Below are 17,448 nucleotides of genomic sequence, written 5' to 3' on the forward strand. Positions count from 1 at the left end.
CATGCGTGTAGTCGTCGCACTGGGCGGCAACGCCCTGCTCCGCCGCAAGGAACGACCCGACGCCGCCGTGCAGCTCGCCAACGTCCGCGCCGCCGTGTCCGCCCTCGCCCCCCTCGCACACGAGCACGAACTCGTCATCACCCACGGCAACGGACCGCAGGTCGGGGTACTCGCCCTGCAGAGTGCCGCCGACCACTCCCTGAGCAGGCCCTATCCATTTGACGTCCTCGGCGCGGAGACCCAGGGCATGATCGGATACTGGCTGCTCCAGTGCCTGCAGAACGCCTTGCCCGACCGCCAGGTGTGCGCCCTGCTGAACCAGACCCTCGTCTCCGCCGCCGACCCGGCCTTCGCCGACCCCGCCAAGTTCGTGGGCCCCGTCTACGACCGGACCGAGGCGGAGCGACTGGCCGCCGAACGCGGCTGGAGGGTGAAGCAGGACGGCGGCCACTGGCGACGCGTCGTTCCCTCGCCCCGTCCGCAACGCGTCGTGGAGACCCGGCTGATCCGGCTACTGCTGAATTCGGGAGCGGTCGCCGTGTGCGCCGGGGGCGGCGGAGTACCGGTGATCCGTGACGAACAGGGGCAGCTGACCGGCGTCGAAGCCGTGGTGGACAAGGACCTCACCGCCGCTCTGCTGGCCGAGGCACTCGACGCCGACGTCCTTCTGCTGCTCACCGACGTTTCCCACGTCTCGCTCCGCTACGGCACCCCCGGCGCCGAGCCCATCGGACAGACCACGCCCGCAGCTCTCAGAGCCCAGCAGTTCCCCGCCGGGTCAATGGGACCCAAGGTCGACGCCGTGTGCCGGTTCGTCGAGCTCACCGGCGGTATGGCGGCCATCGGCGCTCTCGAAGACGCCCGAGCCGTCCTCGACGGTGCCACCGGCACCGTCGTCACACCCAGCGGCCGCTACCGCAAAGCCGACCACGACAGACGACAGGACCTGACATGACTCTCCCCAGCGCACCCGTATCCCCGCAGCCGACCGGGGCGAGTCCGGACTCCGGCGCGCCCGACGGACCGCGGCGGCTTCGGTTCCCGTCCGCCTTCACCGTCCTGATCGCCGTCACCGTGGCGGTCTGGGCCCTGACGTTCGTCATCCCGGCCGGCCGCTACGACACCAAGGACGGCAGCCCCGTCCCGGGCAGCTACCACCCCATAGAGATGACCACCGGCTTCTGGGACCGGCTCAAGGACCTGTTCCTCTCCCCGGTCAACGGCCTGTACGGCGTCACCGACCCCGGGACCGGCCTCACCACGCCCGGCGGGACCGGCTCCTTCGCCGGCGCGGCCGGAGTGTTCCTCTTCATTCTGGCCGTGGGCGCGTTCATCACCGTCACGATGCGCACCGGGGCACTCACGGCCGGAGTGGCGCGGCTCGCGCAGCGCCTGCAGCACCGCAGGACCCTTCTCCTCGTCGTCCTGCTGACGGTCTTCTCCCTGGGAGGGACCACCTACGGCATGGCCGAGGAAACCCTCGGCTTCTACGGGCTGATGATCCCTCTGATGCTGGGCCTGGGATACGACCGTATGGTTGCCGCGACCGTCATCATGGTGGGAGCCGGTGTCGGCACGCTTGCCTCCACCGTCAACCCCTTCGCGACCGGGGTGGCCTCCGACAGCGCCGGCATCGGCACGGGAGAGGGCATCGTCCTGCGGCTGGTGATGTGGGCCTGTCTGACCGCTCTGGCAGCCGCCTACGTCGTGCGCTACGCCCGCCGCGTCACCGAAGACCCCTCCCGCTCACTGACACCACTGACCGGGGACGACCTGCGCATCAAGCACGACGGCAGCGATGCAGAGAAACTCACGAGTCGTCAGCGCACCGTCCTGTGCCTCTTCGCGGTCACCTTCCTCTTCATGATCTTCGCCGTGGTCCCCTGGTCCGATCTGCACGTCACCTTCCTGCCCACACTCGGCTGGTACTTCCCTGAACTCGCCGCCCTGTTCATCGTCGCGGCGGTCGCCGTGGGGCTGGTCGGCGGCCTGGGGGAGAAAGGGACGGCGAACGCCATCACCGCCGGGGCGGGCGACTTCATCGGAGCAGCGATGATCGTCATGCTGGCCCGGGGAGTCACGGTCGTCATGAACAACGCCAGTGTCACCGACACCGTCCTCGACGCCCTGCAGCGTGCGCTGGCCGGCACGTCCTCCAGCGTGTTCGCCGTTCTGATGTTCGTGGTGAACCTCCCACTGGCCTTCTTCGTCCCCTCCTCGTCCGGCCACGCGGCCCTCGCCATGCCCATCCTTGCTCCACTGGGCGACTTCGCCGGAGTGAGCCGGGCCCTGGTGGTGACCGCGTACCAGTCGGCTTCCGGATGGGTGAACCTCGTCACGCCCACTTCGGCCGTCGTCATGGGCGGCCTAGCCCTTGCCAAGGTCCGCTACGACCGGTACCTGCGATTCATGGCACCACTGATGGGTGTCCTGCTGGTAGCCGTCGCCGGATTCCTCGCACTCGGTGCGGCCGTGGGCTGAACCGGCACGTGCCGGGCAGGTGGCCGGCGGGGCGAGCCAATCGACCGACCGGCCACCCGTGGTCTTGTGTGGGTATCCCGGCTTCAGCAGGGGAGAGATACGCATCCTTGCCCCGGAGGCGCGCAGCGCCGGAGTTCGCTCCGCCTCTGGGGTGACGGTCTGAGTGGGATTTTGCAAGCCGGCCAGGAAGGGGGTGGGCTGGATGATCGGTGCGTACAAGTTCCTCATACGGCCCACCGTGGGCCGGCAGGGCGCGCTTGCCGAGATGGCAAGTTCGTGCCCAATCCCCGTCTTGGGGCGAAGGCCGCCGCGAAGCTCGAAGCGGCACAGCGGGCTCTTTCCCGGTGCAGGCGCGGCAGCAAGCGGTGCCGCACGGCCGCAGAGGCGGTGGCCCGGCTGCACCGCAAGGTCCGCCGCCAGCGCCTGGACCACACCTGCAAGACCGCGTGTGACCTCGTCCGGGAACACGACTTCATCGCGCACGAAGACCTCAGGATCCGCAGCATGAGCAAGGCACCGGCCCCCAGGCCCGCCCCCGGTGATCCGGGCGGCTTCCTGCCCGACGGGGCCGGCGTGAAGGCCGGGCTGAACCGTTCGATCGCCGATGCCGGGTGGGGGGTGTTCCTCGCAGTCCTGGCCGTCAAGGCGGAAGGAGCCGGACGGCAGGTGATGGCGGCGGACCCCCGCAACACCTCCGGCGGTGCCCCGCATGCGGGCACACCGCCAAGGAGAACCGGCCCACCCAGGACGACTTCCACTGCCGGGCGTGCGGCCACCACGCGCACGCGGGCACGGTGGGCGCCCTGAACGTCCTACGGGCCGGGCCGGCCCGTCGCGACGCCAACCCGGCACAGCGAGAAGCTCCCTCGTCCACGAGGGGGAGGAGTCACGGCCTGTCCCGCGATGCGGCCTGCGCCGGTCAGAGATGAGGGACGACCGCCACGGGCGTCGTGGCGTGGTGCAACACCGCGTGTGTGACCGGGCCGATGTGTGCTCCGATGGCTGCCTGGCGTATGCGCCGTCCCACGATCAGCAGACTGGCATCCTGCGATGCCTCCACAAGATGGTCCGCGGGCCGGCCCACCATGGCCTGCTCCTTGACCTCGACCTGGGGGAACTTGCCCCGCCACGGCCGCAATGCATCGGTGAGGGCGCCTGCCTCACGGAACCCCGGTGCGACATCGAGGCCGGGGTCGACGGCTGCGGGATCGTGACCGACGGCCATCGGTACGCTCCAGCCGTGGACGACCCGCAGGGTGGCCGCGCGCGCGGCGGCGGCTTCGAATGCGTACGCGATCAGCTCGTCGCACGGCCGGGCGAGGTCGAGGCCGAGCACCACGTCGAGGTATTGCCCTTGTCGGACCTCGCTGTCGCCGGGCCCGCGCCGCAGTTCGTCCTCGGCCCGTTCCTCGGCCCGTACGACGACGACCGGGTGCTCCGCGTGCGCGATGACGGGCAACGAGACCGACCCGGCCAGAAAGCCGGCCAGGGCACCCAGCCCTCGTGAACCCATGACCAGGACCTCCGCCTTCTTGGCCGCGGACAGCAATACCTCGGCGGGACGGCCGAACACCACCTCCGCGGTGATGTCCAGGCCGGGGTGTCCCTCCCGCAGTCGTTCGGCCGGCTCGCGCGGGACACGCTCGGCCCAGTCCTGCGCGGCGGTCGTCCCCTGGCTGGGCGCGGTGTCCGTGCCGGTGAACGGTGCGTGGGCGAAACCCGGCGACCAGTCCTGCCGGATATACAGGATGTGCAGGGTCAGGCGGCGCAGCCGCGCCTCGCGTGCGGCCCATTCTGCGGCCGCCAGTGACTCGGCCGAGCCGTCCACAGCTGCGATGACGGTACGTGACATGGTTTTCTCCGGGCGAGAAGTTCGGATGGCGGGAGGTGGTGGGCCGGGGACGGGCCGTCGGCGCGAGGCACATGACCGCGTCCTACGGGCCGGTCCCCTGGGGCGGTCCCACCGACCGGGGTGTCGGTTCGGGCAGTGGCGGGTGGTATCGCCCAGAACGGGCTACCGGGACGGAGTGATCAGTCCGTAGTGGCCGTCGTAGCGGTGGTAGAGGACGCTGCCCCGGCCGGTGGCCGTGTCGTTGAAGAAGACGAAGGGCAACCCGGTGTGGTGCAACCGCGAAACGGCCTCGGCCACGCTGCTCGTGGGCGCGGGAACCGTGCTCACGCTGAGCAGTCCGTCGACCTCCCGTTCCTGGCCCAGGGGTCCCAGCGATGCCATGCGGTACCGGCCGGTGCGGACCTCGCGGTAGATGACGCTGTCGTGACCGGAGACCAGGTCCGTGAAGACCCAGAAGTCGCGGTCCATGGTCTCCAGGTCCATCAAGGCGTCCTCGGGCGTCTGGTGGGCCAGGCCGAAGGACTTGTGCCGCACGATGCGGCGCTCTTCGGCCGGAAGGTGGTGACGGTGCGGGCGGTGTTCGTGACCCGTGCTGTCCCACCATGCCCGGGTGTTCGGGCCGCTGCTGTGGAGGCCGCGCGACCCGTGCCGCCGTGCCCGGGCGAGCCGGGCGGTCAGACGGTCCTGCAGGAGGTCCACCGCTTCGAACATCGTGTTCGCGGCCACGTGGGCCCGTACCGGTCGGCCGTTGACGTTCACCACGGCCTGAGCTGTGGCCGGACGGTTCGCCGAGGCGCTGACGGCTTGCGTGAGCTTCACCTGGACGGCCAGCACCGGTTCGCTCACGTGGCCGACTGCCGCGAGAACCTTCTCCTGGGCGTAGATGTCCGCGCCATGGGGTACCTGCCCTCGGTTGCGGACCTGGACGTCGACCGCCTGGGTGGTCTTGAGACCGCTCATGAGTACTCCTCCTTGGTCGCTCCCAGCCTGTCCGCCGGCGACCGCTCCCGGGCAGAGCCGTCCGGACCCCCGCGAAAGCCCCACCGGTACCCCCATCACCCACGGAGCCGGGACCTCCGGGCGGCCGGTCAAGGCCGTTCGGCCTACGGCCCACGTTCGCAGGGCGGCGAACGAGGGCGATGACGGCCTGTCGGCGGCCCTTGCCTTCGGCCCTCTTCGGTTCGTGGAACGCCTTGGGGACAGCATCTGGCGACGACCTGAACGGACGTCAGCAGCGTCGTGGTTCGGGCAGGTTGCCGCTGATCCGTCACGGCCGGGCAGCGCGGATCGGGCCGGCGGCTCCAAGTCGCCGCAGCATAAGACGGCGTGGAGCGGAGCGCGGCAGAGAGCTCGCCCTTCCGCTCCCGCCCGGCTCCTCTCGACGGACCAGAGGATCCAGCAGGTGGCGACGCACCTGTCGATCGGCCTCCGGCCGGGCGGCGAGCGGGCGCAATTCATGCTCGGCCGTGGCTCCGGGCAATGTACGGTGATCAACGTGTTGGAAGGGTAGTGCGTGTCATCGACGGGGAGGGCGCTCGTCGGCGCAGCCGCATGATCGCCGCGAGGTCTGAGAGTTGTGCCCCGCTCGGACGCCGGTTCCGGCGTACCGGGCTCCGTCGAGCCCGTTGGACTCCCCAGATTCTCTCCAGGGCCCCAGGTTGCCGAGCCGAAGGGACGCAGAGGAGGAGAGTGTCTCTTCGATCGCAAGGCCTGATGAATGGATACCCCCGGGAAAATGCTTACAGAAGTGACAGCGACTCGCTATGTCACTCCCTTGCGGGAGGGCGGCTCGCTCCCAGGAATCGTCGAGGCCGACGACCTGGGTACGTACGTCATGAAGTTCACCGGTGCCGGGCAGGGCCGCAAGACACTCGTCGCCGAAGTGATCTGCGGCGGACTCGCCCGCCGCCTCGGGCTGCGTATCCCCGAGCTGGTGCGGATGCAGCTCGACCCGGTCATCGGGCTCGCCGAACCCGACCAGGAGGTCCAGGAACTCCTCAAGGCGAGCGGCGGCCTCAACCTGGGAATGGACTACCTGCCCGGGTCGATCGGCTTCGACCCGCTCGCCTACCAGGTCGACTCCGGGGAAGCCGGCCGGATCGTCTGGTTCGACGCCCTGGTCAACAACGTCGACCGGTCCTGGCGGAACCCGAACATGCTCGTCTGGCACGGCGAACTGTGGCTGATCGACCACGGTGCCACCATGATCTGGCACCACAACTGGCCCACCGCCGCGTCCGCCGCGGCCAAGCCGTACAACGCGACCGACCACGCGCTCGCGACGTTCGCGCCCGACATCGCCGCCGCGGCGGCCGACCTCGCGCCGCGTGTCACCGAGGACCTGCTGACGGAGGTCGCCGAGGACGTCCCCGACGTCTGGCTGGACGGTGAACCAGGCTTCGACGGCCCCGACGCCGTACGGCGCGCCTACGTGGAGGCGCTGCTCCCGCGTGTCGCCGGCATCCACGAGCGGATCACCATGGATGCTCCCACCGGGAACCGGCCTTCCCAGGCGCCCGGCTGGCTGACCGATCACCTGGCCTCCTGGCCGCACCAGAGGAAGAACGACAAGGACGGCGGCGAGTGAGCGAGCGGGACGTCTTCGAGTACGCGCTGGTGCGTGTGGTGCCGCGGGTGGAGCGGGGCGAGTGCTTCAACGCCGGCGTGATCGTCTACTGCCGGGCGAAGTCCTTCGTCGCCGCCCGCACGTACCTCGACGAGAACAAGCTGCGGGCGCTGGACCCGCAGGCGGACGTGGCGGGTGTCCGGGCCGCGCTGCACGCGGTCGAGGGGGTCTGCGACGGCGGCGAGGCCGCCGGGCAGGCGGCACGCGACGACGCCGGACGGCGGTTCCGGTGGCTGATCGCGCCGCGCAGCACGGTCGTCCAGCCGGGCCCCGTGCACACCGGGCTGACGGCCGATCCGGCAGCCGAGGTGGAGCGCCTGCTCGACCTGCTGGTGCGTTGATCGCGCCACACGCCGACGACGGCACCCGAGTGGGCCGTTGACACCGGGTGCCAGGGCTTCTAGCGTCTCGACTGCTGTAGGTACTAAGCGGTCGCTCACCTCCGAGTCGTGCCGCACGAGCCGCATCCAAAGGCGAGGAGATCCAGCATGTCCACCACCGAGCAGCGCGTCGCGATCGTGACGGGGGCGGCCCGTGGCATCGGCGCCGCGACGGCCCTACGACTGGCCGCCGAGGGCCGCGCCGTCGCCGTACTCGACCTCGACGAGGCAGCCTGCAAGGACACGGTCGAGAAGATCACCGCGGCGGGCGGGCGGGCGATCGCCGTCGGCTGCGACGTCTCGGACGGCGCACAGGTGGAGGAGGCCGTCGAGCGTATCGCCACGGAGCTCGGCGCTCCCACGATCCTGGTGAACAACGCCGGCGTGCTGCGCGACAACCTGCTCTTCAAGATGAGCGAGTCCGACTGGGACACCGTGATCAACGTGCACCTGCGCGGCGCGTTCCTGATGTCCCGGGCCTGCCAGAAGCACATGGTGGACGCCGGGTTCGGCCGGATCGTCAACCTCTCCAGCAGTTCCGCGCTGGGCAACCGCGGCCAGGTGAACTACTCCGCCGCCAAGGCGGGCCTGCAGGGCCTCACCAAGACCCTGGCCATCGAGCTCGGCAAGTTCGGAGTCACCGCCAACGCCGTCGCCCCCGGCTTCATCGCCACCGACATGACCGCCGCGACCGCCGCCCGGGTCGGCATGGGGTTCGAGGACTTCCAGGCCGCCGCGGCCACCCAGATCCCGGTGCAGCGGGTCGGCCGGCCGGAGGACGTCGCGGGCGCCATCGCGTTCTTCACCGGTGACGACACCGGCTTCGTCTCAGGCCAGGTGCTGTACGTGGCCGGTGGCCCGCTCGACTGATCCGGAAGGCGAAGAACATGACCGCACGGGAACTCTCCGGCAACGTCGCCCTGGTCACCGGCGGCAGCCGGGGCATCGGCTACGGCATCGCCGAGGCGCTGGTGGCCCGGGGCGACCGGGTGTGCATCACCGGACGCAACGAGGACTCGCTCAAGGAGGCCGTGGAGCGGCTCGGCGCGGACCGGGTGATCGCCGTCGCCGGCAAGGCCCACGACGAGGCGCACCAGGCCGCGGCCGTCGAGCGCACCATGGAGGCGTTCGGCAGGGTCGACTTCCTGGTGAACAATGCCGGAACGAACCCGGTCTTCGGGCCGATCGCCGAACTCGATCTCGGCGTCGCCCGTAAGGTGTTCGAGACCAATGTCGTCTCGGCTCTGGGCTTCGCCCAGCAGACCTGGAAAGCGTGGCAGAAGGACAACGGCGGCGCGATCGTGAACATCGCGTCCATCGCCGGTGTCTGCGCCTCTCCTTTCGTCGGCGCGTACGGTATGAGCAAGGCTGCGATGATCAATCTGACGCTGCAGCTCGCACACGAGTTCGCGCCGGGGGTCAGAGTCAATGCCATCGCGCCCGCGGTGGTCAAGACCAAATTCGCGGAAGCCCTCTACGAAGGCCGGGAGGCCGAGGTCGTGGCGGGCTATCCGCTGGGCAGACTGGGTGTTCCCTCGGACATCGGGGGCGCCGCGGCGTTCCTCACCTCCGAGCAGTCCGCATGGATCACGGGGCAGACACTCGTCGTCGATGGCGGTATTTTCCTGAATGCCGGCGTGGGCTGACACGATTTCGTCCCGATTTCCCGAAGTGCCCCGCCGGACCTCTCGGTTGCCCCGGCGGGGCACTACGGTATGGTCGGCCGACCCATGGCTGAACGAGGAGCGTGCGCACGTGTTCAACCGGACCAGTCTGCAGGCCGCTGCAGCCCTTGCGTCCATATCCCTGCTCGCCGGTTGCGGACTGCTGTCGGACGATGGTGCGGACGGTGAGAAGAAGATCGTCGTCGGTACGACGAGCGAGCCCAGCACCCTCGATCCCGCCGCTGCCTGGGACGGTTCATGGGAGTTGTACCGGAATGTCTTCCAGACCCTGCTGAGCTTCCCGACCGGCAGCACCCAGCCGAAGCCGGACGCCGCGGAAAAGTGCGAATTCACCGACTCGGCGAGCACGACATTCGAGTGCACGCTCCACAAGGGGCTCAAATTCTCCAACGGTGACCCGCTCGACGCGGAAGCCGTCAAGCACTCCATCGACCGCATCGGCAAAATCGACGTCGCGGCCGGTCCGAAGGGTCTGCTCGGCAGCCTGGAGAAAGTGACCACGAGCGGTGACGACACCATCACTTTCACGCTGAACAAGCCGGACGCCACGTTCCCGTTCGTTCTCGCCACGCCTGCGATGTCGATCGTTCCGCCGAAGGAATACCCGGCGGACAAACTCCGCGAGGACGGCGGACTCACCGGTTCGGGACCGTACGTCCTGAAGTCGTACGAAGCCGGCTCGTCGGCGGAGCTGGAGAAGTTCGCCGACTACAAGGGCTTCGCGCAGCGCAAGAACGACGGCGTCACCATTCGCTACTTCAAGGACTCCGGCAGCCTTGTCGACGCGCTGAAGAAGCGGGAGATCGACGTGACCTACCGCGGTCTGACCGCGGACGACGTCGAGCACATCGAGGAGCGCACGGCCCAGGAGAAGCAGCTCCGCCTCGTCGAGACGGTCGGCTCGGAGATCCGCTTCCTGGTCTTCAACCCCAAGGACCCCGCCGCCGGCGACCCGGCCGTGCGCAAGGCCATCGCCCAGGTGATCGACCGCTCGGAGCTGATCTCCAAGGTCTACAAGAGCACCGCGGAGCCGCTGTACTCGATGGTCCCCAAGGGTGTCGTCGGCCACACGACCGAGTTCTTCGACACCTTCGGTGAGCCGAGCGTGCCGAAGGCCGCGAAGATCCTGCGCGAGGCGGGCATCACGAAGCCCGTCGCGCTCACCCTGTGGTACGCCACCGACCGGTACGGCTCGTCGACCAAGCCGGAGTTCGAGGAGATCAAGCGGCAGCTCGAGGCTTCGAAGCTGTTCACCGTGACCCTGAAGAGCCGCCCGTGGAAGGACTACACGGTGGGCTTCCAGAAGGGCGAGTACCCGGTGTTCGGCCGCGGCTGGTTCCCCGACTTCCCGGACCCGGACAACTTCATCGCCCCGTTCGTCGGCAAGGAGAACGCGGTCGGCACCCCGTACGAGCAGGCCGAGATCCTCAACGACGTTCTGCCCAAGTCGCGCGGCAAGTCCGACCGCGGGGCCGTGATCAGCGAGTTCGAGCGGGCCCAGGAGATCTTCGTCAAGGACGTCCGGCTGCTGCCCCTGTGGCAGGGCAAGATGTTCATCGCGGTCGGCGAGGACATCGGCGGCGGCGAGCGGGCCCTCGACCCGCAGACCGTCATGCAGCTGTGGGAGCTGCACCGCAAGACCAGCTGGTAACCCGACCGGATGTCAGTGGGCACAGGTAGGTTCTGTCGTCGAGAACCCATCCCATTCCGGAGGTTGTTGACGTGACCGACACCGACCTGCTGCCCGAGTCCTGGCGCGGCGTCCTCGGCGAAGAGCTGCACAAGCCGTACTTCAAGGAGCTCACCGAGTTCGTCGAGGACGAGCGGGCCAAGGGTCCGGTCTACCCGCCGCGCGACGAGGTGTTCGCCGCGCTGGAGGCCACGCCGTACGACAAGGTGAAGGTCCTGGTCCTGGGCCAGGATCCCTACCACGGCGAGGGTCAGGGCCACGGCCTGTGCTTCTCCGTGCGCCCGGGCGTCAAGGTGCCGCCCTCCCTCCGGAACATCTACAAGGAGATGCACGACGAGCTCGGCACCCCGGTGCCGGACAACGGCTATCTGATGCCGTGGGCCGAGCAGGGGGTGCTGCTGCTCAACGCGGTCCTCACGGTCCGGGCCGGCGAGGCCAACTCCCACAAGGGCAAGGGATGGGAGAAGTTCACCGACGCGGTGATCCGCGCCGTGGACTCGCGCCCGGACCCGGCGGTCTTCGTCCTCTGGGGCAACTACGCACAGAAGAAGCTCCCGCTGATCGACCAGGAGCGCCATGTGGTGGTGAAGGGCGCCCACCCGTCCCCGCTCTCGGCGAAGAAGTTCTACGGCTCCCGGCCCTTCACCCAGATCAACGAGGCGATCGCCCGCCAGGGCCACGAGGCGATCGACTGGACGCTCCCCGACCTGGGCTGACGCGCCTGTCTCCCCGGCGGCCGGCGGCCGTCGCGGCTGACGACCGGGCCGACCGGCTGACGGCGGCCCGGGCCTCAGCCGGATCTCCCGTCCCGCGGGCTAGCGTCGGAGCGGACAGTCGCACCGAGCCGCAGACCGCCGCGGGAGGCCACCGTGATCGAGCAGCAGGAGGCGTCGGACGACGCCGTCATGACCAGGATCGGGAAGGCAGCCATCCTCCTGCACGCCGGCGACCGGGCGGAGGCCCGCAGCCGGTTCGTGGAGCTGTGGTCGGAGATCGGCGAGCACGGGGACCCGCTGCACCGCTGCACGCTCGCCCACTTCATGGCGGACGCGCAGGACGACGCGGGTGACGAGCTGGCCTGGGACCTCCGGGCGCTGGCGGCGGCGGACGGGCTGCGGGACGAGCGGCCCGGCCACCGGTCCCTGCCGGCGGTCCGGGCGCTCTACCCGTCGCTGCACCTCAACCTCGCGGCCGACTATCTGAAACTGGAGTGCTTCGAGGCTGCCCGTCTCCATCTCGACCGTGCCCGGGAGGTCTCCGACGCCCTCGCGGACGACGCCTACGGCGACGGCATCCGGGGAGCCCTCGAACGACTGGAGGACCGGCTCGAACAGCGGTGACGGGCGTGCCCAGTGCACCCGCCCGGCCCGCCCGGACCTGGCCCGGTCCGCCGGGCGCCCCCGGTCCTGGTCCGTCCGCCGCCTGTTCCTGGCCCGGTCCGCCGCGCACCGCCTGTTCCTGGTCCGTCCGCCGTGCGCAGCCTGGTCCTGGTCTGCCTCGCCGCGGGCCGCGCGGTCCTGGCCCGGTCCGCCGCGCGCCGCCTGTTCCTGGTCCGTCCGCCGTGCGCCCCGGTCCTGGTCTGCCTCGCCGCTGGCCGCCCGGTCCTGTGCGTTTCAGGGGGAGTGGCGCTCTCAGCGGCTGCGGACCGCACGGCAGAACGCCGCCTGCGGGCTGTCCGGCGGCCAGCCGTCATAACCCTCCCCGAGCGCGCACAGTTCCCCGCCCAGGTCCCGCCTCGTGATCTCCGGGGGCAGCGTCATCCCCCGCGGCATCGGGAACTCCCTCGAAGGGGGCTCCTGCCGTGGCCGGTGGCTGCCGCCGCGCCCTGCGGGGCTCTGCTGCGTCGTACCGCGCGGAGGTACGGTCCGCGCCTTCGGCAGCCGTGCCGGTGCGGGCGGGGCCGCCGACGGGTCCGCGGACCGTTCCTCCGGGCGCGCCGCGTCGCGCAGGGCCTCGCGCACGGGCGGTTCCACGATGGGTGACTGCGCCTCGGGGGCGTGGGGGACCGGCTCCGCCACGGGCACGGGCGCCGGAGGATGCGGCTGCACGGCCACACAGCCGGACACGGCCGACACGGCCATTCCGATCAGCAGCCCCGCCGCTGCTCTGGTTCGATGCACCCACGCAACTCTGGCGGTTGCACGGCCCTCTCCGCGAGACGAAGTGCCCGCAATTGATCCACACGGGTGACCGGGAGACGCCCCGCGCCCCTATTCGAGCCCTCCCGCCACCGTCGCCGCGCGTACCCGAGGGGTCCGTGCGTGCGCCGTGCCGGCCGACGCGGCGGGACGGTCCGGCTCACTCGCCCGGCCGGTCCGTCCCGGGCGTCCGCGGTCCGAGCATCCCGCGCAGCAACTCGTCCACGCCGTCGCGGAGTTCCCCCTTCGACGGGACCGACGCGTGGTACGCCCCGGCCACACAGGAGAACATCAGGCCCTCGCACCAGGCCACCAGGGACAGCGCGTGCCGACGGGGCTCGGCGGACCCGGCCGCGGTCATCAGGGCCACCAGCGGCTCCCTGAACCGCCGCCCCGCCTCGTCGTAGTAGGCGCGCAGTTCCGGCCTCCTGGTCGCCTCCAGCGCCAGTTCGTACCGCGCCACCAGCAGATCGCGGTGACCGGTGAGATAACGGTGCAGCGCCAGGGCCACCATCGCGGACACGGCCTCGGAGGCGCCGCCCGTTCCGGGGGCGGCCATCGTGCCGGACGCGGAGACGGAGAGCTCCTCGGGTGCCAGCACCTTCGCCTCCCGCTCGGCGAGCCGCCGCACCGCGGCCTCCAGCAGGGCCTGGCGGGTGCGGGCGTGGTTCGACGTCGACCCCAGGGGGAGCCCGGCGTGCTCGTCCACTGCCCGATGGGTCAGCCCGCGCATGCCCCGCTCGACGAGCAGTGCGAGGGCGGTGTCTGCGATCAGTTCGGCGCGGGCGGCGCCCGTCGTACGTACGGCCATGGGGACAACCTATCGTCATCACTACGGCTGTAGTAACGTAACTACTGATGTAGTTCAATGTGCTCGTCAACCTCAGGAGCAGGGGGAGTCATGGAGCAGTCCCGGGCAGCCGTGGTCATCGGCGGCGGAATCGGCGGCCTGACCGCCGCCGCGGCGCTCTTCCGGCAGGGCTGGGAGGTCACGGTCCTCGAACGTGCGCCGTCCCTCGCACCGGCCGGCGCGGCCATCTCCCTCGCCCCCAACGCCCAGCGGGCCCTGGACGTGATCGGCGCCGGCGACGCCGTCCGGGACCTCGCCGTCTGGCAGGGCGACGGCGGGCTGCGCACGTCCGGTGGCCGCTGGCTCTCCCGGACGGACAGCGAGGCCGCGGCCGAGCACTTCGGCGGCCCCCTCGTCCTGGTGACCCGCACCATGCTGATCGACCACCTCGCGGCGCTGCTCCCCGACGGCGTCGTCCGTACGGGCATCCGGGCAGCCCTGGCCGATCCGGGCGGCTCCCGCCACCGTGCCGTCGTCACCACCGCCGAGGGCGACATCGAAGCCGACCTCGTCGTGGCCGCCGACGGCGTCCACTCCGCCACCCGGTTCAGCCTCTTCCCCCGGCACCCCGGGGCCACGTACTCCGGCATCACCACCTGGCGCACCCTCGTACCCACCCCCGCTGAACCGTTCGCGTCGCACGAGAGCTGGGGCCGCGGCCGGATCTGGGGCAGCCATCCGCTGAAGGGCGGCATCACCTACGCCTACGCGGCGGCGGCCGTCCCCGCGGGCGGAAGGGCAGCCGACGACGAACGCTCCGAGCTCCTCCGGCTCTTCGGCGACTGGCACCACCCCGTGCCCGCCGTGCTCGCATCGGTTCGGCCCGACCAGGTCCTGCGCCACGACGTCCACCATCTGGCCACCCCCCTGCCCGCTCACCACCGCGGCCGCACCGTCCTCATCGGCGACGCCGCGCACGCCATGCCTCCGACGCTCGGCCAGGGGGGCAACCAGGCCATCGAGGACGCCGTCGTCCTTGCCCACCACGCACGCCCGGGACGGGACGTCGGGGAGGCGCTCGCCGCGCACACGGCGGACCGGCTGCCGCGCACCACCCGCATCGCCCGGCAGGCCGTACGCGCCACCCGGCTCGTCACCCTGAGGAACCGTCCCGCCATCGCCCTGCGCAACGCCCTCGTCTCCGGACTCTCCCTGCTCGGTCCCGGGTTCGCCCTCCGGTCCTTCGACGGCATCGCCGACTGGCGGCCACCGCAGCACGCGTATGCTGCGGAAACGGACGGCATGCACGCGAAGCCCCAGACCGACGGGAGACAAGGGTGAAGGTCGGCTGCATCGGACTCGGGGACATCGCCCGGAAGGCCTACCTGCCGGTGCTCGGCACCCTGCCGGGGGTCGAACTCCATCTGCAGACCCGCACTCCGGCCACGCTCGCCGAAGTGGCGGCCGCGCACCATGTCCCGGACGCGCGCTGCCACACCGACCTCGGGTCACTGCTCGCACAGGACCTGGACGCCGCCTTCGTGCACGCGCCCACCGAGGCCCACCCGGAGATCGTCGCCCGGCTTCTCGAAGCCGGTGTCCCCACCTACGTGGACAAACCCCTCGCCTACGAACTCGATGCGTCCCGCGGCCTGGTGGAACTCGCCGAGAAGCACCGTACCGGCCTGGCGGTCGGCTTCAACCGCCGCTTCGCGCCCGGTTACGCACAATGCCTGGAGCACCCCCGCGACCTGATCCTGATGCAGAAGAACCGCGTCGGCCTGCCGGAGGACCCGCGGACCCTGGTCCTGGACGACTTCATCCACGTCGTCGACACCCTGCGGTTCCTGGTACCCGGCGGGATCGAACGCGTCGACGTGCGGGCCAGGATCCGCGACGGCCTGATGCACCACGTCGTGCTCCAGCTCGCCGGCGACGGGTTCACCGCGATCGGCACCATGAACAGGCTCAGCGGCTCGACCGAGGAGATCCTGGAGGTCTCGGGGCAGGACACGAAACGCCAGGTGGTCAATCTCGCGGAGATCGTCGACCACCGCGGGCAGCCCACCGTCCGCAGGCGCGGCGACTGGGTCCCGGTCGCCCGGCAGCGCGGTATCGAACAGGCCGTGCTGGCCTTCCTCGACGCCGTCCGCGCCGGCCGCGTCCTCAGCGCCCGGGACGCACTGCAGACCCACGAGCTGTGCGAGCGGATCGTTCTGGACGCGGTGGAACAGGCCGCCGCCTGACCGCCCGTACCCCCTCGGCCGAGCAGAACGCGACGAGGACGACCAGCGCCCCGTACGGAACCCAGTAGCCCAGCCGCACGAAGAGCGTGGTGCCGCTCGCCAGCGGCACCACGTAGACCGTGGCGGCACTGCGGTCCGTGCCGAGCGGAGCGCCGAGCCGCTCACCGGACGGACCGTAGGCGGCACTCACCCCGGTGAGCGTGGCGTGCACCATGGGCCGGCCGCTCTCCGCCGCCCGCAGTGCCGCCAGTGAGGCGTGCTGCTCGGGTGCCCAGCTCTCCTGGAAGGTCGAGGTCGCCGACTGGACGACGAGCACCCCGGCGCCGTCCCGGACCAGCCGTCGGCTCATGTCGGGGAACGCCGACTCGAAGCACACGAGGGGACCGATCCGCAGATCATCGGCCCCCGGCACGGCCATCACCGTCGGCCCTGCGCCCCGCCTGCGGTCCTCCGTCGCCGCCTTGCCGACCGACGTCGCCCATCCCAGCAGTGAACGGGCCGGCACGTACTCACCGAAAGGCACCAGGCGCATCTTGTCGTAGCGGTCGCCGGTCGTCCCCGACGGACCCACCAGCACCGAACTCTTGAAGATCCCCGGCCGGTCGGACCGCCGCGCGTCCACGTTCACCAGCAGTTCGGCCCCCACCGCACGGGACGCCGCGGCCAGCCGGTCCGCCAGATCGGGCCGCACGGCCAGATCCCTGCCGACACTGCTCTCACCCCACACCACCAGATCGACGCCCTGGTCGGCCAGTCCCTTCGTGAGCGCTTCGCTCCGTGCGAACCGCGCCTCGGGTTCGTCCACCACGCCCGGCTGCACGACCGCGATCCGGACGGTGCCCGCCGCCTCGGGCCGCGGCGCCCATGCCCAGACGCCCGCGGTGAGCAGCACGCAGCCTCCGAGCGCGCCCGCCGCCACCGTGCGGCCATGACGAACCGGACGGCCGGCGGCGACGCACACGATCAGCCCGGCGATCGCCGTGTCGACCATCACCACCAGGCCGCTGAGCAGCCACACCCCGCCGACGGAGGCGAGCCGCAACGCGGGCGCCACTTCCCACTGACTGGAACCGATCAGCCCCCACGGCCCGCCCAGACCCTCCCACGAGCGGATCAGTTCGATGCACAGCCAGCCGCTCGGTACCACGACCAGGGCCGCCGCGAACCGCCCCGCGGACGGTGTCCCGCCCAGCAGCCGGTACACCAGCAGACCCCAGGGCGCCCAGAGCGCCCCGAGCAGCGCCGCGATCACCACGGTGAACACGTGCAGGCTCGGCACGAGCCAGTGGTGCACCGCCAGCATGAAGCCGAGCCCGCCCAGCCAGCCGTACAGGGCCGCCTGCCGAGCGCGGGTCGCCGACCGTACCAGGAGCAGCCACGGCACGAGGGCCAGGTACGCGAACCACCACAGCGAGGGCGCCGGGAACGTGAGGGCGGGCAGCGCGCCGACGGCAGCGGCGGCGACGGCCGCCGTGCCGCGCGGCCAGGACGACGGGCCGACCGGGCTCCGCATACCGCGCCTCCTCGCCTTCCGCGCTCCCTCTCAGTGTGCGCGAGCGC

Annotated in this window: 17 protein-coding genes; 12 read left to right on the plus strand and 5 right to left on the minus strand. The window is 70.9% G+C overall.

Features of this window, described 5'->3' with window-relative positions; genetic code table 11:
• The first annotated feature begins 1 nt into the window (after window position 1).
• From arcC to ACZ4Z5_RS12440, 3 genes are all read left to right on the plus strand, one after another.
• The gene (arcC, locus tag ACZ4Z5_RS12430) at window positions 2–955 is read left to right on the plus strand and encodes a carbamate kinase (RefSeq protein WP_468260610.1); all 954 of its coding nucleotides are present in this window, start codon (window positions 2–4) and stop codon (window positions 953–955) included.
• Window positions 952–2,481, plus strand: a complete 1,530-nt coding sequence (locus ACZ4Z5_RS12435) for a YfcC family protein (RefSeq protein ID WP_468260613.1) — start codon at window positions 952–954, stop codon at window positions 2,479–2,481. The genes arcC and ACZ4Z5_RS12435 overlap by 4 nt, the downstream gene beginning before the upstream one ends.
• Before the next feature lie 276 nt (window positions 2,482–2,757).
• On the plus strand, window positions 2,758–3,288 hold the full coding sequence (locus ACZ4Z5_RS12440) for a transposase (protein WP_468260617.1): 531 nt from the start codon (window positions 2,758–2,760) through the stop codon (window positions 3,286–3,288).
• Between the two features lie 112 nt (window positions 3,289–3,400).
• Here ACZ4Z5_RS12440 and ACZ4Z5_RS12445 read toward each other — a convergent pair whose 3' ends face one another.
• Entirely contained in the window at window positions 3,401–4,333 is a 933-nt protein-coding gene (locus tag ACZ4Z5_RS12445; protein WP_468260620.1) for a universal stress protein, read from the minus strand.
• A gap of 162 nt (window positions 4,334–4,495) precedes the next feature.
• Window positions 4,496–5,293: a ribosome hibernation promotion factor gene (locus ACZ4Z5_RS12450; RefSeq protein ID WP_468260623.1), complete on the minus strand. Its 798-nt coding sequence runs from the start codon at window positions 5,291–5,293 to the stop codon at window positions 4,496–4,498.
• A 775-nt stretch (window positions 5,294–6,068) separates the two neighbouring features.
• Between ACZ4Z5_RS12450 and ACZ4Z5_RS12455 the strand changes: the two genes are divergently transcribed.
• From ACZ4Z5_RS12455 to ACZ4Z5_RS12485, 7 genes are all read left to right on the plus strand, one after another.
• The gene (locus ACZ4Z5_RS12455) at window positions 6,069–6,920 is read left to right on the plus strand and encodes a HipA family kinase (RefSeq protein ID WP_468260626.1); all 852 of its coding nucleotides are present in this window, start codon (window positions 6,069–6,071) and stop codon (window positions 6,918–6,920) included.
• Window positions 6,917–7,300, plus strand: coding sequence for a DUF3037 domain-containing protein (locus ACZ4Z5_RS12460; RefSeq protein ID WP_468260629.1), 384 nt, complete (start codon window positions 6,917–6,919; stop codon window positions 7,298–7,300). The genes ACZ4Z5_RS12455 and ACZ4Z5_RS12460 overlap by 4 nt, the downstream gene beginning before the upstream one ends.
• A 147-nt stretch (window positions 7,301–7,447) precedes the next feature.
• Complete coding sequence (gene fabG, locus ACZ4Z5_RS12465; RefSeq protein ID WP_468260632.1) at window positions 7,448–8,209, plus strand: 3-oxoacyl-ACP reductase FabG; 762 nt, start codon at window positions 7,448–7,450, stop codon at window positions 8,207–8,209.
• A 17-nt stretch (window positions 8,210–8,226) separates the two neighbouring features.
• A complete protein-coding gene (locus tag ACZ4Z5_RS12470; RefSeq protein ID WP_468260635.1) occupies window positions 8,227–8,985 on the plus strand; it encodes an SDR family oxidoreductase in 759 nt (252 codons plus the stop codon).
• A 109-nt stretch (window positions 8,986–9,094) separates the two neighbouring features.
• Window positions 9,095–10,675, plus strand: a complete 1,581-nt coding sequence (locus tag ACZ4Z5_RS12475; protein WP_468260637.1) for an ABC transporter substrate-binding protein — start codon at window positions 9,095–9,097, stop codon at window positions 10,673–10,675.
• 71 nt (window positions 10,676–10,746) lie between these two features.
• Entirely contained in the window at window positions 10,747–11,430 is a 684-nt protein-coding gene (locus ACZ4Z5_RS12480) for a uracil-DNA glycosylase (protein ID WP_468260641.1), read from the plus strand.
• Between the two features lie 153 nt (window positions 11,431–11,583).
• Window positions 11,584–12,054 carry a hypothetical protein gene (locus tag ACZ4Z5_RS12485; protein WP_468260643.1) on the plus strand — a complete coding sequence of 157 codons (471 nt, stop codon included), beginning with the start codon at window positions 11,584–11,586 and terminating at the stop codon, window positions 12,052–12,054.
• A gap of 291 nt (window positions 12,055–12,345) precedes the next feature.
• Here the strand turns inward: ACZ4Z5_RS12485 and ACZ4Z5_RS12490 are convergent, their stop codons facing one another.
• Both ACZ4Z5_RS12490 and ACZ4Z5_RS12495 read right to left on the minus strand, forming a co-directional pair.
• Complete coding sequence (locus ACZ4Z5_RS12490) at window positions 12,346–12,834, minus strand: hypothetical protein (protein ID WP_468260646.1); 489 nt, start codon at window positions 12,832–12,834, stop codon at window positions 12,346–12,348.
• Between the two features lie 178 nt (window positions 12,835–13,012).
• The gene (locus ACZ4Z5_RS12495; protein ID WP_468260649.1) at window positions 13,013–13,663 is read right to left on the minus strand and encodes a TetR/AcrR family transcriptional regulator; all 651 of its coding nucleotides are present in this window, start codon (window positions 13,661–13,663) and stop codon (window positions 13,013–13,015) included.
• A 90-nt stretch (window positions 13,664–13,753) separates the two neighbouring features.
• Between ACZ4Z5_RS12495 and ACZ4Z5_RS12500 the strand changes: the two genes are divergently transcribed.
• Entirely contained in the window at window positions 13,754–14,983 is a 1,230-nt protein-coding gene (locus tag ACZ4Z5_RS12500) for an FAD-dependent oxidoreductase (RefSeq protein ID WP_468260652.1), read from the plus strand.
• Complete coding sequence (locus ACZ4Z5_RS12505; protein ID WP_468260655.1) at window positions 14,980–15,888, plus strand: Gfo/Idh/MocA family protein; 909 nt, start codon at window positions 14,980–14,982, stop codon at window positions 15,886–15,888. The genes ACZ4Z5_RS12500 and ACZ4Z5_RS12505 overlap by 4 nt, the downstream gene beginning before the upstream one ends.
• Here ACZ4Z5_RS12505 and lnt read toward each other — a convergent pair.
• Window positions 15,809–17,401, minus strand: coding sequence for an apolipoprotein N-acyltransferase (gene lnt / locus ACZ4Z5_RS12510; RefSeq protein WP_468260658.1), 1,593 nt, complete (start codon window positions 17,399–17,401; stop codon window positions 15,809–15,811). The genes ACZ4Z5_RS12505 and lnt overlap by 80 nt on opposite strands.
• Window positions 17,402–17,448 lie beyond the last annotated feature (47 nt).

This window comes from Streptomyces sp. NPDC030222 (assembly GCF_055573115.1).

Bases quoted from the DNA above. Each gene is read 5' to 3' on its own strand.
- arcC (WP_468260610.1), top strand. From the start codon at position 2: ATGCGTGTAGTCGTCGCACTGGGCGGCAACGCCCTGCTCCGCCGCAAG.
- ACZ4Z5_RS12435 (WP_468260613.1), top strand. From the start codon at position 952: ATGACTCTCCCCAGCGCACCCGTATCCCCGCAGCCGACCGGGGCGAGT.
- ACZ4Z5_RS12445 (WP_468260620.1), bottom strand. From the start codon at position 4,333: ATGTCACGTACCGTCATCGCAGCTGTGGACGGCTCGGCCGAGTCACTG.
- ACZ4Z5_RS12450 (WP_468260623.1), bottom strand. From the start codon at position 5,293: ATGAGCGGTCTCAAGACCACCCAGGCGGTCGACGTCCAGGTCCGCAAC.
- ACZ4Z5_RS12455 (WP_468260626.1), top strand. From the start codon at position 6,069: ATGCTTACAGAAGTGACAGCGACTCGCTATGTCACTCCCTTGCGGGAG.
- fabG (WP_468260632.1), top strand. From the start codon at position 7,448: ATGTCCACCACCGAGCAGCGCGTCGCGATCGTGACGGGGGCGGCCCGT.
- ACZ4Z5_RS12470 (WP_468260635.1), top strand. From the start codon at position 8,227: ATGACCGCACGGGAACTCTCCGGCAACGTCGCCCTGGTCACCGGCGGC.
- ACZ4Z5_RS12495 (WP_468260649.1), bottom strand. From the start codon at position 13,663: ATGGCCGTACGTACGACGGGCGCCGCCCGCGCCGAACTGATCGCAGAC.
- ACZ4Z5_RS12500 (WP_468260652.1), top strand. From the start codon at position 13,754: ATGGAGCAGTCCCGGGCAGCCGTGGTCATCGGCGGCGGAATCGGCGGC.
- lnt (WP_468260658.1), bottom strand. From the start codon at position 17,401: ATGCGGAGCCCGGTCGGCCCGTCGTCCTGGCCGCGCGGCACGGCGGCC.